11 protein-coding genes are annotated in these 14,117 nt (G+C 50.1%); 8 read left to right on the top strand and 3 right to left on the bottom strand.

Annotated elements, in window-relative coordinates:
• Positions 1–99 precede the first annotated feature (99 nt).
• The 3 genes from RUMCAL_RS05525 to vanR all read right to left on the bottom strand — a co-directional run bounded on the left by RUMCAL_RS05525 (position 100) and on the right by vanR (position 2,896).
• Positions 100–774 carry a M15 family metallopeptidase gene (locus RUMCAL_RS05525; protein ID WP_040647161.1) on the bottom strand — a complete coding sequence of 225 codons (675 nt, stop codon included), beginning with the start codon at positions 772–774 and terminating at the stop codon, positions 100–102.
• A gap of 93 nt (positions 775–867) precedes the next feature.
• A complete protein-coding gene (locus RUMCAL_RS05530; protein WP_021681638.1) occupies positions 868–2,205 on the bottom strand; it encodes a sensor histidine kinase in 1,338 nt (445 codons plus the stop codon).
• A complete protein-coding gene (gene vanR, locus RUMCAL_RS05535) occupies positions 2,198–2,896 on the bottom strand; it encodes a VanR-ABDEGLN family response regulator transcription factor (protein ID WP_021681639.1) in 699 nt (232 codons plus the stop codon). Before vanR ends, RUMCAL_RS05530 begins: the two co-directional genes overlap by 8 nt.
• A gap of 274 nt (positions 2,897–3,170) precedes the next feature.
• On the opposite strand from vanR, the gene RUMCAL_RS05540 reads away from it, so the two are divergent.
• The 8 genes from RUMCAL_RS05540 (at position 3,171) to RUMCAL_RS14475 (ending at position 14,082) form a co-directional block, all read left to right on the top strand.
• Positions 3,171–4,190, top strand: coding sequence for a LacI family DNA-binding transcriptional regulator (locus tag RUMCAL_RS05540; protein WP_040647162.1), 1,020 nt, complete (start codon positions 3,171–3,173; stop codon positions 4,188–4,190).
• Between the two features lie 460 nt (positions 4,191–4,650).
• Positions 4,651–6,018, top strand: a complete 1,368-nt coding sequence (locus RUMCAL_RS05545; RefSeq protein WP_040647164.1) for an ABC transporter substrate-binding protein — start codon at positions 4,651–4,653, stop codon at positions 6,016–6,018.
• Between the two features lie 36 nt (positions 6,019–6,054).
• Entirely contained in the window at positions 6,055–7,011 is a 957-nt protein-coding gene (locus RUMCAL_RS05550; protein ID WP_040647165.1) for a carbohydrate ABC transporter permease, read from the top strand.
• Entirely contained in the window at positions 7,008–7,859 is an 852-nt protein-coding gene (locus RUMCAL_RS05555) for a carbohydrate ABC transporter permease (protein WP_021681645.1), read from the top strand. Before RUMCAL_RS05550 ends, RUMCAL_RS05555 begins: the two co-directional genes overlap by 4 nt.
• 15 nt (positions 7,860–7,874) lie before the next feature.
• Entirely contained in the window at positions 7,875–8,894 is a 1,020-nt protein-coding gene (locus RUMCAL_RS05560) for a glycoside hydrolase family 130 protein (protein ID WP_021681646.1), read from the top strand.
• Positions 8,895–8,926: 32 nt separating this feature from the next.
• Complete coding sequence (locus RUMCAL_RS05565; RefSeq protein WP_040647167.1) at positions 8,927–10,108, top strand: AGE family epimerase/isomerase; 1,182 nt, start codon at positions 8,927–8,929, stop codon at positions 10,106–10,108.
• On the top strand, positions 10,095–11,270 hold the full coding sequence (locus tag RUMCAL_RS05570) for a glycoside hydrolase family 130 protein (RefSeq protein ID WP_021681648.1): 1,176 nt from the start codon (positions 10,095–10,097) through the stop codon (positions 11,268–11,270). Before RUMCAL_RS05565 ends, RUMCAL_RS05570 begins: the two co-directional genes overlap by 14 nt.
• Before the next feature lie 34 nt (positions 11,271–11,304).
• Positions 11,305–14,082, top strand: coding sequence for a CIA30 family protein (locus RUMCAL_RS14475; RefSeq protein WP_021681649.1), 2,778 nt, complete (start codon positions 11,305–11,307; stop codon positions 14,080–14,082).
• The last annotated feature ends 35 nt before the right edge of the window (positions 14,083–14,117 follow it).

Here is a 14,117-nt window from a genome sequence, read left to right on the forward strand (position 1 = left end):
CTGTTTTGCCTATATTGTAGCACAATTTGTTGGAAATGTCAATTGTTTTTGTGGGAATCGGAGAACAGAGAAAAACTTTTGCTGGATTTGCCGGAGCAGTCATGTCTTTTCTAAGTATTCCTCCAAGCAAATATTTTCCGACTGGATTTCCTGTGCTGCCTCTTTTCCCACATAGCGATAGTGCCACGGTTCGTAGTCAATGCCGGTAATGTCCTCTTTGCCCTCCGGATACCGCAGAATAAAGCCGTAGCGATAGGCGTTTTGTGACAGCCACTGATAAATGGTGTCGTTGTCGCACCGGCTCTTGTCGGCGTTGATGTCCAGTGCCAGTCCCAGCTGATGCTCGCTGTAGTTTGGCTTTGCCACCCACTTTTCCGCTTCCTTGCGTGCTTTGCGTTCACTGTAGCCCTCTGCAAGGTAGGCATCGATTTTTTCCTGCATCATCTCCTGTTGCTGCTGCTCCGAACGATAACCCTCGCCGACAACAGGGTAGACACCTTCCGTTCGCATGTCATCAAACATACTCTGTAAATCAGGGTAGATGCGGGAATCCACCTGCACACCGTTGGAAAGTGTCGTCAGTTCCGGCGAGTATCCTCTGGGCAAGGCGTGTTCATTGTTGACCAGTATCAGATTCCACGGGGTGTTGCTTTGCGTGGAAAATCTGGTAGGTAAACCGGCATGCTGTCGGAACAGCACCAGTCCGAGAAGCACTGCCAGAATCAGCAGGGGAATAAACAGAAAACGAAAAAATCTGTGTCTTTGTGAAGTCATAAAAAGCACTCCTTTCGCTTCTGATTGTATCACATCTGCGAAAGAAGTGCCTGCGGAAATGCATATGGCTTTCTGTTTTTTTTCTGAAAAAAATCATACGATTTTCTGACGAAGCGGGAGCGTTACGGTGAATCGAATCTGCTCGTTCCGGCTGTCTGCTTTTATTGTGCCACCGTGCAGTTCGGTGATCTGCTTGGCAATTGCCAATCCTAATCCAGCCCCGCCGGTAGCAGTGGCACGGGAACTGTCCCCGCGGAAGAACTGTTCAAAAATGCGGTCTAACTTTTCCGGTGAAATAGTGCGTCCGGTATTGCAGATCGTCAGCACGGCATATTCCTCGGTGGTGTGCATCTCCAGTGAAATGGCGGTATCGGGATAACTGTAGCTGATAGCGTTGCGAATCAAGTTGTCTACAACCCGTTCCAGCTTATCCGGATCACAGGTAAGTTTCACATCAGGGGCAATTTCCGTTTGCAGCTGTAGGTGCTTTTCCTCCAGAATCGGCTGAAATTCAAAGGCAGTTTGCTCCAGCATACGGGAAAAGTGAATCGTTTCCCATTCCAGTTCCATATGCGTCAGCTGAAAACGGGTGATCTCAAAGAATTGGTTAATGAGTTCTTCCAGCCGCTGTGCCTTGTTCAGAGCGATGCCGGTATATTTTGCACGCAGTTCCTGTGAAATTTCCGGCTCGTCCTGCAATAGAGAAAGATAGCCGATCACACTGGTAAGCGGTGTTTTCAGGTCGTGTGCCAGATAGACGATCAGATCATTTTTCCGCTGTTCGGCTTCCTTTGCGGCAAGTGCGTTTTGGTTGGAGGATTCCCGCAGGCGGTTCAGTTCGTCCTGAATCGTCTTGACTGGTGCGGAAAGGGTAATTGGTTTTTCCGGTTCCTGCTGCATTTGCTCTGCTGCTTGTACGATCTCCTGTAAATAGGAGAACGGCTTTCGAAAAAGCAGCAGCGAAATGACGACCACGCCGACAATTGCCAGAAACGGAGTCAAAAAACGTATTGTCTGCAAGATATATGCCATGGAAGCCGAACCGTTCCAAACAATATCCCAGCGAAGCAAAGACGAAATGCCGACAAGCAGCAGAATCATTAGTCCCAGCCACAGCACGATCGACAGAAATAACAGCAGTACCGTTCGCAGCCATAGCCGCCGAATGGCACGGGAACGGTCAGAAACTGCTCTGGGGACATAGAAGAAAAAACGGTAAATCAAAAATCCCCAGCCTGCCAGAAAGAGTACTGGTGCGATGCCAAATTCCGCCATTTTCAACAGGATATAGGGCGTTTCGTAGGACTGCCATGTGACCAGATGACAGAGAATATACCCTAGTCCAAACAAGACCACCATGCCAATGGTGAAGCCGATGCCGCACAGCCAGAACTGTACCAGTTTTTTGTGTTTGCTGTTTTGCTTATTCATCGATCTTGTACCCCACGCCCCATACCGTTTTGATCCACTTGGGCTTGCGGGGCAGTTCGCCCATTTTTTCCCGCAGGCGGGCAATGTGTGCCATAACGGTATTGTTGTTGTCCAGATATTTTTCGCCCCAGACTGCTTCGAACAGTTCTTCGGAAGAAACCACATGCCCCTTGCGGGAACAGAGATACCAGAGGATCTCGAATTCCAGCGGTGTCAGCGAAAGCGGTTTGCCGTAGAGGGTGCATGTATGGCTTTCATGGTCGATGTACAGTCCGCCGCAGTCGTACACTGCCGCCGGAGCAGGTTCCGGTGCAGTCTGGTTGTACCGGATATATCGTCGCAGCTGTGTCTTGACGCGTGCAACGACCTCCAGCGGGTTGAACGGCTTCGTGATATAATCGTCTGCACCCAGTGTCAGCCCTGTGATCTTATCCACATCTTCCGTTTTGGCAGTCAGCATAATCAACGGAAACAAATGCTTTTCCCGAATTTTCCGGCAGAGGGTGAAGCCGTCCAGATCCGGAAGCATCACGTCCAGCAGTGCCAGTGCAATGGGCTGGGTGTCTGCAATATGCAGAGCCTCTGCGGCACAGGAAGCCTTTTTCACCAGATAGCCTTCGTTTTTCAGGTAGACCTCCACAAGCTCTGCAATTTCTGTTTCATCATCGACAACCAATATCATTTCTGCCATAGCTTTTCTCCTAATGATAAAATACAACTATATTATAGCATAGGCTTGGAGAAAATGCAAATGGTGTTCGAATGTTTTCAGATATATGTTTTTTGGTAAAATTTCACGTATCACTTACACCAGACAAGAACCGCTGTGCAGAAATGTACAGCGGTTCTTTCAGCTTTTCCCAAAATATTCGTCTGCTGTTCGAAAAATAATTCTTGACAAATTACTTAAATTACTGTATAATTAGCTAAAAAAGCAACTTTGCAAAAAGAAAGGGCGGAGAAACGTGGCAAAAGCAGTACGAATGTCTGACATTGCCGAGCGGCTGCATGTCAGCATTGTAACAGTTTCCAAGGCACTTGCCGGAAAGGACGGTGTCAGCGAGGAGCTGCGGCAGGAAATTCTACAGCTGGCAGAAGAAATGGGTTACAAGAACAAGAAAGCCAAGCCGGTGGCTGCGGCGAAAACCTATACGCTGGGAATTGTGACATCTTATCGATATATTGAAAAAGGACAGTCGTTTTACTGGAGTCTGTACGAGCGGATCCTGTTTTATCTGGCACAGACCGGACATATCGGCATTCTGGAAGTGGTGAACGATACTGCGGAGCAAAACTGTCAGGTGCCGCGGCTGGTGCAGGAAGAACGGGTGGACGGCGTGATCGTCATGGGCAATTTTTCAAAAGCCTATCGAGATATGCTGGCGGAAACTGAAATTCCCTTGGTAGTGCTGGACGCGTTTGACGCACGGTATCATCGGGACTCCGTGATCTCCGACGGCTATTACGGCATGTATACCATGGTGGATTATCTGCTGCAAATGGGACATCGGGATATTGTCTTTGTGGGTTCTGTCAATGCCACCAGCAGTATCACTGACCGCTATTATGGCTATTGCCGTGCCATGCGGGAAGCTAGTGTGACTGTGACGGAAGATCGTATTCTCCCGGATCGTGATGCAGAAGGAAAGGTGACAATTTCTCTGGAACGTCTGTCTAAGCTGCCCACTGCGTTTGCCTGTAACTGTGATGTTACTGCATATGTGCTGCTGAATGCTCTGAAAGAAAATGGGATCCGTGTGCCGGAGGACGTTTCTGTGGTGGGATTCGATGACTACATTCTGGCAGATCTGGCTGTTCCATCGCTGACGACTTACGCCATTGACGTAGATCATATGGCAAAAGTCAGTGCCCAGCAGCTGATTCGCCGGATCCAGAAGCCCGAAGCCGAAGTTCGCCGCATTGTCGTCAGCGGAAAACTGGTGATTCGGGAAAGCGTGCAGAAACATTCAGGAAACACTGCATAAAGTCCGCCTGACGGCTTTGCACGCAATCTGCGTGCAGATTTTTCGTCATATTGCCCAGAAATCTGTCGAAAAATCTGACTACGCATCTTACGCACAAGCTTTGCTCGGTGTTTCTTTAGGAACAATTTTGCTTATATGTCAGTCCGACAGAGGAGAATTTCTCTGTCGGACTTATTTTTTTAGCTAAAAAAATCGGAAATCCCGAATCACGATACCGAATTGCACAACAAATCCGGTGAAATGTTTGTTGAATATAGCTAATTCGAATAGAATCCTTTTGTGGAAAATGCAGAAAAGCTGTTTTAAACTTAAATTTAGCTTGACTTTTAGGTAAAAATAGAGTAAGATAGGATCATAAAGAAACGGAATATAAAAAAGATTCCGGAAACCTATACGTGAAAAATCAGCATAAAATTGCGATTCGGCACGAGAACGCAATACCGAAATGGAGGAACTTATTATGAAACACAGAATTCTGGCTCTGGTACTGGCAGGCATGCTCACTGCTGCGGCGACCGCGTGTGGAAGCACCAACGGCAAAACCAGCAAAAACGCAGACGCAAAGCCGACCGTTGCCTATAAGGACATGCAGGTAGGCGAAACGGCTACTGATCTGAAGGCAGACCTGAAGATCCTGACCAACCGCACCGATCTGGTGGATTCCGATTTTCAGGACTACATCAGCGAATTCAATGCCATGTATCCGAACATCACAATTACCTATGAAGGTATTACCGATTACGATACTGATGCTACAACACGGCTGTCTTCCGGTGACTGGGGTGACATCTGCTGTATTCCAACTACGGTAGACAAGAGCGAACTGAGTAATTATTTTGAAAAGATCGGTGACTACGGTGACTTCAAGGATACTTACGAATTTGCAGATAAGCAGATGTTTAATAATGAAGTCTACGGTATCCCTACCATGGGCAATGTCAGCGGTGTCGTTTACAATAAAGCGGTTTTTGAAAAGGCAGGCATCACAGAACTGCCGACAGATCCGGAAACATTTCTGGCAGATCTGAAGCTGATTCAGGAAAAAACCGATGCCATTCCGCTGTATACCAACTACGCTGCCGGCTGGACATTAACAGCATGGGATGCTTATATCAGCGGCGGTGCAACGGGAGATGCAGATTTCAAAAATAACAAGCTGGTACACTCCAAGGATCCGTTTGCAAAGCATGACGATATGACCGGACCGTTTGCCGTATACGATACTCTGTATGAGGCAGTAAAGCAGGGGCTGACGGAAGAAGACCCGACTACAACTGACTGGGAGGGCTGTAAGGCACAGATCAACGAAGGCAATATTGGCTGCATGGTTCTGGGCAGTTGGGCAGTGCCGCAGATGCAGGCAGGCGGTCCCAATGCAGATGACATCGCCTATATGCCGTTCCCGATCAGCGTGGACGGCAAACAGTATGCTTCCGCAAGTGCAGACTATTGCTATGGTGTCAATGTGAACAGTACCAGCGAAGAAAAAACGGCAGCGATGCTGTACATCAAGTGGCTCACCGAGTCCTCCGGCTTTGCGAAAACTCAGGGCGGTATCCCGATCGTAAAGGGCGATGCGTATCCGGATTCTCTGGAAAGCTTTCAGAGTATCACGCTGGTGACCGATAATCCTGCTCCTGCCGGAGAAGAAGACTTGTTCGGTAAGATCAACAATGATTCTGAAATTTCTCTGGATTCTGATTCCACGCATGTGGCTTCGATTATAGAAGCAGCCATCGGCGGCAATCAAACGATGGAAGAAATCGCCGATGAATGGAATGCTGCATGGACCAGTGCACAGGAAAAGAACGGTGTAACTCCGGAATAAAGATAACGCTTGAAGTCAGAAAGGAAGTGCATGGACATGGCAGCACATCATACAGAAGTCGGATTGTCCAAACGAAAGCGGCAGCTGAAATGGTCCAATGTGAATGTACAGAAAGTGGTAGTGACCCTGACATTTCTGTTTGTACCATTGTTCCTGCTGGTACTGTTTACATATCTGCCGTTTTTCAAAATGGTGCAGTTCAGCTTTTACGACATGAAATATATCGGTGCCAGAAAGTTTGTGGGACTGCAAAACTATGTGGACGTTTTCACACGAGATGATTGCTTCAATGCCCTGAAACTCAGCCTGTATTATATGGTTGGTTCCGTTGTGCAGCTGGCATTGGCACTGCTGTTTGCAACGATTCTCAGCTTTAATCCAAAAGGCGGAAACTTTTTCCGCGGAGCACTGTACTTTCCGAGTTTGGTCTGCGGCATTGCCGTGGGATTCATTTTCAAGTATTTCTATACCCACGGATTCGTGCTGGACTCCATTTTGGGCTTGCTGGGAATTCCTGAAGACATGCTGCCGTTCTGGCTGAAAGATATCCGCATCAACAACTGGGTGCTGGTGGCATCTTCTATCTGGCGGTACATGGGACAAAACATGGTACTGTTTATCGGAGCAATTGCCAGCGTAGACAAAACTCAGTACGAAGCCGCAGCCATTGACGGTGCCAACGCATGGCATCGGTTCCGTTACATTATCCTGCCGTCCATTCGCACGATCGTAGTACTGAATATGATCCTCGCCATTTCCGGTTCGCTGTCCGTATTCGAAATCCCTTATGTAATCACAGACGGCGGCTTCGGAACATCGACCTATTTTGTCTTGATGGATAAGCTGGCACACGCCAACCAGAAGGTTGGTCTGGCATCGGCAATGGCAGTGGTACTGCTGGTGCTGATCCTGTTGGTCAGTGCTGTGCAGAAGCTGGCAGAAAAGAAGTTGGATTCTGGTATTCGCACCAGTAAGAGGAGGGCGAGAAAATGAAACAGGGACACGTCTTTCTAAAAAAACTGCCGAAGCAGATTCTACAGTATGCGATTCTGCTGCTGGGTGCATTCTGTGCACTGGTGCCGATCGTCAGCTGTGTGACAACGGCATTTAAAAACGATGAAGAATACCGCACGACCAGTGTTATGACACTGCCGGAAAGCTGGCTGAACTTTGAGAATTTCAAGGTGGCATGGGAAAAGGCAGACATGGGAAAAGCGTTTCTCAACAGCTTTCTGATTCTGGTTTGTGTGCTGGTGGGCAGTACCATGATTTCCGCCATGCTGGCGTATGTGCTGAACCGATTCCAGTTCCGCGGCAATCATCTGATTCGCAATCTGTTCATGGTTGCGGCACTGATCCCGGGAATTGCCACACAGGTCACCGTCTATCAGATCATGACGGTTCTGCATCTGGTCAATACGCTTTACGGCTATATTTTCTTGATGCTGGGGACTGATGTTATCGCCATTTATATCTTTTTGCAGTTTTTCGAGAATTTGCCAAAGACACTGGACGAGGCGGCAATTCTGGACGGTTGCAGTTATTTCGGCGTATTCTTCCGAATCCTGCTGCCGCTGCTGAAACCGGCGATCGTTACCAGTGCGATTCTGAAAGGTGTCGGCACCTACAACGAATACTATATGGCAAACCTGTACTTGCAGGACAAGAACCTGTATCAGGTGGTATCCACTTCTTTGTACACATTCACCGGACCTATGGGCAGCCAGTATCAGTATATCTGTGCCGGCGTAATTATCACCATGATTCCGATTCTGATTATTTTCCTGTTTTGTCAGAAACAGATCTACAGCGGCATGGCAATGGGTGCTGTAAAGGAATAATAGGAGGCAATATATATGAACCCGACTTTGACACAGGCAGCCAGCCTGCCGAATATTCCGTGGCAGAACCGACCGGGAAACTGTTCTGCACCGGTGTGGCGTTATACCGAAAACCCTATCATTTCCCGCAATCCGATTCCCGATGTTGCCCGCATATTTAATAGTGCTGTGATTCCCTATCAGGGTGCCTATGTGGGTGTGTTCCGCGGAGAGCAGGTGAACGGCATTCCGTTTATCTACTTCGGCAGAAGCCGCGACGGAATCCACTGGGAGTTCGAACCGGATAAGATCCAGTTTGTAGATGAGAACGGCGAGCCGTTTCAGCCGATCTACGCATACGATCCCCGACTGGTAGAAGTGGACGGAACCTATTATGTCATCTGGTGTCAGGACGCATATGGTGCAGCGATCGGCATGGCAAAGACGACCGATTTCCGGACATTTGTGCGGGTAGAAAATCCGTTCCTGCCGTTTAACCGGAACGCGGTATTGTTCCCGCGAAAGGTCAACGACAAATATCTGATGCTGTCCCGTCCCAGTGACAGCGGACACACCCCATTCGGGGACATCTTCCTGAGCGAAAGCAAAGACATGGAATACTGGGGACACCACCGCCATGTTATGGGCAAGAGCAGCCGCTGGTGGGAAAACACCAAAATTGGCGGCGGAGCAGCACCAATCGAAACCAGTGAGGGCTGGCTGTTGTTCTACCATGGTGTTACCAATACCTGTAACGGATTCGTCTACAGCATCGGCGGTGCCATTCTGGATTTGGACGAACCGTCCAGGGTGAAATACCGCTGTGAGAACTTCCTGCTGACGCCGGAACAGTGGTACGAAGAACGTGGCTTTGTGCCGAACGTTTGTTTCCCCTGTGCCACCCTGCAGGACGGCGACACCGGCAGAATTGCGATTTACTATGGCTGTGCAGACAGCTATGTGGGTCTGGCGTTTACTGATGTACAGACTGTAGTCGAATACATTCAGTCCCATGATGCGGCTTGTGATGATGACTGCAGCGAGGGCAGACGATAATTGCAGATATGCCAACAATAGGAGGGATGGGCATGAAACTGACCGCAGAAGTGCAAATGATGCTGGAACAAAAAATTATTCCGTTCTGGCTGTCGCTGCAGGACGATCATTATGGCGGGTTTGTCAGTTATGTGGATCTGAACCTGCGGCGGAATGAAAAAGCCGAAAAGGGCTGTATTCTTAACAGCCGGATCCTCTGGTTTTTTTCCGAAGCGGCAATGCTGCTGAAACGTCCGGACCTGCGGCAGGCGGCAGATCATGCGTACCGGTTTCTGATGCGGTACTGCATGGATCGCAAAGCCGGCGGCGTGTACTGGTCGGTGACTTTTGATGGAAAACCGCTGGACACCACCAAGCACACTTACAATCAGGCGTTTGCGATCTACGCCCTGTCTGCTTATTATCGGCTGACCGGAAATCCGGAGGCGTTGTTTGCGGCGAATCAGTTGCTTCAGTGCGTGGAAAACCATTGCCGCGATGCAGGCGGCTATGGAGAAGCCTATGACCGTTTCTGGAATCCGGAATCTAACGAAAAGCTTTCCGAAAACGGTGTTATGGCAGAGCGTACCATGAACACCCTGCTCCATGTTTTTGAAGGCTACAGCGGACTGTATCAGGCGACGCAGGCACCGGAAGTGGCAACAGAACTGCGTGCCCTGCTGGACATCTGGGGAAAGCATATGTTCCAACCGGAAAAACGCCGGCAGGAGGTATTCTTTGACAAGGACTACCACAGTCTGATCGACCTCCAGAGCTACGGACACGATATTGAAAGTGCATGGCTGCTGGACTGGGGCTGTGACCTGCTGGGAGATGCGGCACTGTCTGAAAAGGTACACCGCATGACCGATGTGCTGGCACAGTCTGTGCTGGAACGCGGCTTTGACGGCGAAGCCGTCTGCAACGAAATCGAAAAAGGTGTGACAGATACAGACCGGATCTGGTGGGTGCAGTCAGAGGCGATCGTTGGATTTGTCCACATGCTGGAAAAACACCCTGAACAGAAACAGTACGGAGAAGCTGCCGCGAAAGTGTGGAAGTATATTCTGCGGCAGCTGGTGGACTCGCGGGAAAACAGCGAATGGTTCTGGAAAGTGGACATCACCGGCAAACCGGTGAAAAAGCTGACGATTGTTGATCCGTGGAAGTGTCCGTATCATAACGGCAGAATGTGTATGGAGATCATAAGGAGGAATCCAGATGTATCATGTTGAATATCTGCGGCAGAAAGAGAAGCAGGAGGAATTGCTCCGCCGCAAAAATGAGAAATCTTCTTTTTATAATGGTATCTACCTGCGGTGGAAAAATCCGGTGCTCACCCGTGACCATGTGCCGCTGCACTGGCGGTACGATCTGAATCCGGAAACGAACCCGTTTTTTCTGGAACGGCTGGGAGTCAACGCAGTGTTCAACGCCGGAGCGATTTATCTGAACGGCAAGTATTGTCTTGTGGTTCGGGTAGAGGGCAATGACCGCAAAAGCTTCTTTGCGGTTGCAGAGAGCACCAACGGCATCGACAATTTTCGCTTTCGGGAAAAGCCCGTTGTGCTGCCGGATCTGTATCCGGACGAAACTAATGTCTATGACATGCGGCTGACTCAGCACGAGGACGGCTGGATCTACGGCGTGTTCTGTTCTGAATCCAGTGCCAAAGATCCTGCCGACTTGTCAGCGGCAGTGGCGGCAGCAGGCATTGTCCGCACCAAGGATTTGAACACGTGGGAACGCCTGCCGAATCTGGTGACCAAGCAAAGCCCCCAGCAGCGGAACGTCTGCCTGCTTCCGAAATTCGTAGACGGGAAGTATGCGTTTTATACCAGACCGATGGACGGCTTCATTGAAACTGGTTCCGGCGGCGGTATCGGGTTCGGACTGGCAGAGGACATCACCCATGCGGTGATTGAAGAAGAACGTATGACCAGCCTGCGGAAGTATCACACCATTACCGAATCCAAAAACGGAGCCGGTGCGGTGCCTATCGAAACGGAACAGGGCTGGCTGCATCTGGCACACGGCGTGCGGAATACGGCAGCGGGACTTCGCTACGTATTGTATGTATTTGTCACAGACCTGCACGAGCCGTGGAAAGTGATTGCCGAACCGTCTGGCTATTTTCTGGCTCCGCTGGGCGGAGAACGGGTGGGCGATGTTTCCAACGTGGTGTTCACCAACGGTGCGATCGTTCGTCCGGACGGCACGGTATACATTTATTATGCATCATCAGACACACGGTTGCACGTTGCCACTACCGACATCAAGCGACTGTTGGATTACGCCTTTCACACCCCGCAGGACCCGCTTCGCAGTGCCGATTGTGTCAAGCAGCGGTGTGATCTGATCGACCGGAATCTGGAATTTATGCATCAACAGGGATAACACTCTTTTGGAATTATTATGAGGAGGAACCAAAATGAAGAAGAAATGGATCGCAGCAATCAGCAGTGTCGTTCTCGGCTGCAGCACCGTAATGATGCCGTTTGCATCATCATTCACCGTAAATGCAGCTGATACCCGCAGCGGATTCGTTACCACCAACGGCACCCAGTTCATGCTGGATGGCTCTACATTCTACTATGCCGGCACCAATAACTACTATCTGAACTTCAAGCCGAAGGAAAGCGTAGATGCAGTGCTGGAAGATGCCGCAGAAATGGGACTGAAAGTTGTCCGCACATGGGGCAACTTAGATGCCGGTGTGAAAACGGATAAGGTTTCTGATAAAGGTTACACCGTATTCACCGACAACGTAGATGGCTCCGGCGAAAAGGAAGGCGTGTACTATCAGTATTTCGATGCCGATCTGGGCAGACCGGTCGTCAACGAAGGCGAGGACGGCTTGCAGAAGCTGGACTATGCACTGTACAAGGCAGAGCAGGAAGGTATCAAACTGCTGATCACCTTTACAAATAACTGGGAAGCATTCGGCGGCATGGGACAGTATGTCCAGTGGGCAAAGCTGGCAGGGGAAAATGTCAGCGGTCACGATGACTTCTACACCAATGAAACCATTAAGGGCTGGTATAAGGATTACATCAAGACACTGCTCAATCATGAGAACGTATATACCGGCGTAAAGTACAAGGACGATCCCACGATCTTCTCATGGGAACTGGCGAATGAACCTCGCTGTGAATCCGATGCGGGCTGTGAAAACAACACCGTTGTAAAGTGGGCAACCGAAATGAGTGCCTATGTGAAGTCTATCGACGACAACCACATGCTGGCTGTTGGTGACGAAGGCTTCTATAACTATGGTTACAACGATTTTCCGGAGGGCGACCACAAGTATGTATACCACGGCAGCTCCGGTATGGACTATTTACAGCTGACCTCGATTCCGGATATTGACTTCGGCACTCTGCATGTGTACTGCGACCAGTGGGGACTGACCAAGGAGCAGGGCGAATTCTGGTTCAAGAAGCACGGCGAGGACACCGCGGCAATGAATAAGCCGCTGATCGCAGAAGAATTCGGCTGGAAAGACCAGGGCGAAAGAGCCGATGTTTATACAGACTGGTTCAACATTTTCGAGGGCAACACCTACGAGGGCGTAGAATTCGCCGGAACCAACTACTGGATGCTGGCTTCCATGGACGGCGGCAGCCTGTATCAGGACTATGACGGCTATACCGTTTATTTTCGGGATTACCCGAAAACCAATGATGCACGTGATGTCATTATGGCACATGCAGAGCGTATGAATGCCCGCAATGCACAGAACAGCGTTTCTCCGAAAAAGGCAGACTTTGACATTGTGAACCCGAAAGATGTGACCTTGCAGGCAACGATCAAACTGGGCAGCATCTCCGGACTACAGCTGGACGACACCGCACTGACTGCTGACACCGACTACAGCATCAGCGGCACTACAGTTACCATTTCGAAAAATGCACTGCAATCACTGGAACTGGGCAATCACAAGGTAACGCTGCTTACCACCGAGGGTGCACAGCCGACCGCATTGATTCGCGTGTACGATTCCACTGCGGAGGAACAGTCCCGCAGCGTGATCGACGACTTCGAAAGCTATGCAGACAGCAAAGCAGTTGCCGCAGCATATCAGCAGAATTCCAGCGGTGACAGCCTGACCCTTTCGCTGGACACCGAACATGTAAAGAACGGCAAGGCTGCCCTGAAATACGACTACAGCGTAACAGACGGCGGTGCAGGCTACTGCGGTGCTACCAAGAACTTGGGCAGTGCAGACTGGACCGGCTTCGACGGCATTCGCTTCTGGATCCTGTCGGACGGCAGTAACCGCGAAACTACATTCCAGTTTGTGGACGGTGCCGGTGCATACTGGGAGAGCGTTCAGAAAGTTACTGCCGAGGAAGGCTGGACAGAGGTAAAGATCCCGTTCTCAGACTTCTATGTGCAGCAATGGGGCACTGCCGCAGAAACTCCGACACTGAGCGGTGTGAAAGAATTCTCTCTCTACACCGGACAGAACGGCAATCCGGGAACCGGTGTATGGTATTTCGATGACATCGGTCTGTACCATGACGGTACGGTCACGGTACCCGATGCAGAAGCAACAGAAACAGAAGCGACCTTTGATCCGCAGGATCCCACAGACATCATCTTTACCATTATCACTAACGGACATGTGCTGACCGGCATTACCGAGGACGGAAATGCATTGCAGCAGGGAACGGATTACGCTGTCAACGGCAGCCAGTTCCGCTTCAATCGCTCCTATCTGGAAACCCTGACAGAGGGCAAGCACACCCTGCATGTGACATTTGCCACTTGTCCGGACGTTGTTCTGACCATTCAGGTGCTGGGACAGTCCGGCACGACCGAAACCACAGTCACGACCACAGAAGAAACCACGACCACAGAAACAGAAACCACTTCCTCTGCGGCAGACACCACAAGTGAAATCGCTTCTTCGGAGAGCACCACAGAAACCGTTGCCTCCACCACAGAAACTACAGCTCAGACAACTGCATCTTCTTCCGAAGTGCTGGGACAGGTGCTGTATGGTGATGTGAATCTGGACGGCAGAGTAGACATCACAGACGCAGTGCTGCTGAACAAGGCGACTGCCGGCGTGGTAACCCTGAATGATACTGCACGGCAGAACGCAGACTGCGATGCCGACGGCATGACAGATACCAACGACGCAACCGTTTTGCTCCGGTTCTTGGTACAAATCATCAACAACCTGCCGGAAATGGCAGAATAAATTTTAGGGCAATACCGCACAAAGATTGTGCGACA

It is taken from the genome of Ruminococcus callidus ATCC 27760 (assembly GCF_000468015.1).
Taxonomy (GTDB): Bacteria; Bacillota; Clostridia; order Oscillospirales; family Ruminococcaceae; genus Ruminococcus_C; species Ruminococcus_C callidus.

Bases quoted from the DNA above. Each gene is read 5' to 3' on its own strand.
- RUMCAL_RS05560 (WP_021681646.1), top strand. From the start codon at position 7,875: ATGAACCCGACTTTGACACAGGCAGCCAGCCTGCCGAATATTCCGTGG.
- RUMCAL_RS14475 (WP_021681649.1), top strand. From the start codon at position 11,305: ATGAAGAAGAAATGGATCGCAGCAATCAGCAGTGTCGTTCTCGGCTGC.
- RUMCAL_RS05570 (WP_021681648.1), top strand. From the start codon at position 10,095: ATGTATCATGTTGAATATCTGCGGCAGAAAGAGAAGCAGGAGGAATTG.
- RUMCAL_RS05565 (WP_040647167.1), top strand. From the start codon at position 8,927: ATGAAACTGACCGCAGAAGTGCAAATGATGCTGGAACAAAAAATTATT.
- RUMCAL_RS05555 (WP_021681645.1), top strand. From the start codon at position 7,008: ATGAAACAGGGACACGTCTTTCTAAAAAAACTGCCGAAGCAGATTCTA.
- RUMCAL_RS05545 (WP_040647164.1), top strand. From the start codon at position 4,651: ATGAAACACAGAATTCTGGCTCTGGTACTGGCAGGCATGCTCACTGCT.
- RUMCAL_RS05525 (WP_040647161.1), bottom strand. From the start codon at position 774: ATGACTTCACAAAGACACAGATTTTTTCGTTTTCTGTTTATTCCCCTG.
- vanR (WP_021681639.1), bottom strand. From the start codon at position 2,896: ATGGCAGAAATGATATTGGTTGTCGATGATGAAACAGAAATTGCAGAG.
- RUMCAL_RS05550 (WP_040647165.1), top strand. From the start codon at position 6,055: ATGGCAGCACATCATACAGAAGTCGGATTGTCCAAACGAAAGCGGCAG.
- RUMCAL_RS05530 (WP_021681638.1), bottom strand. From the start codon at position 2,205: ATGAATAAGCAAAACAGCAAACACAAAAAACTGGTACAGTTCTGGCTG.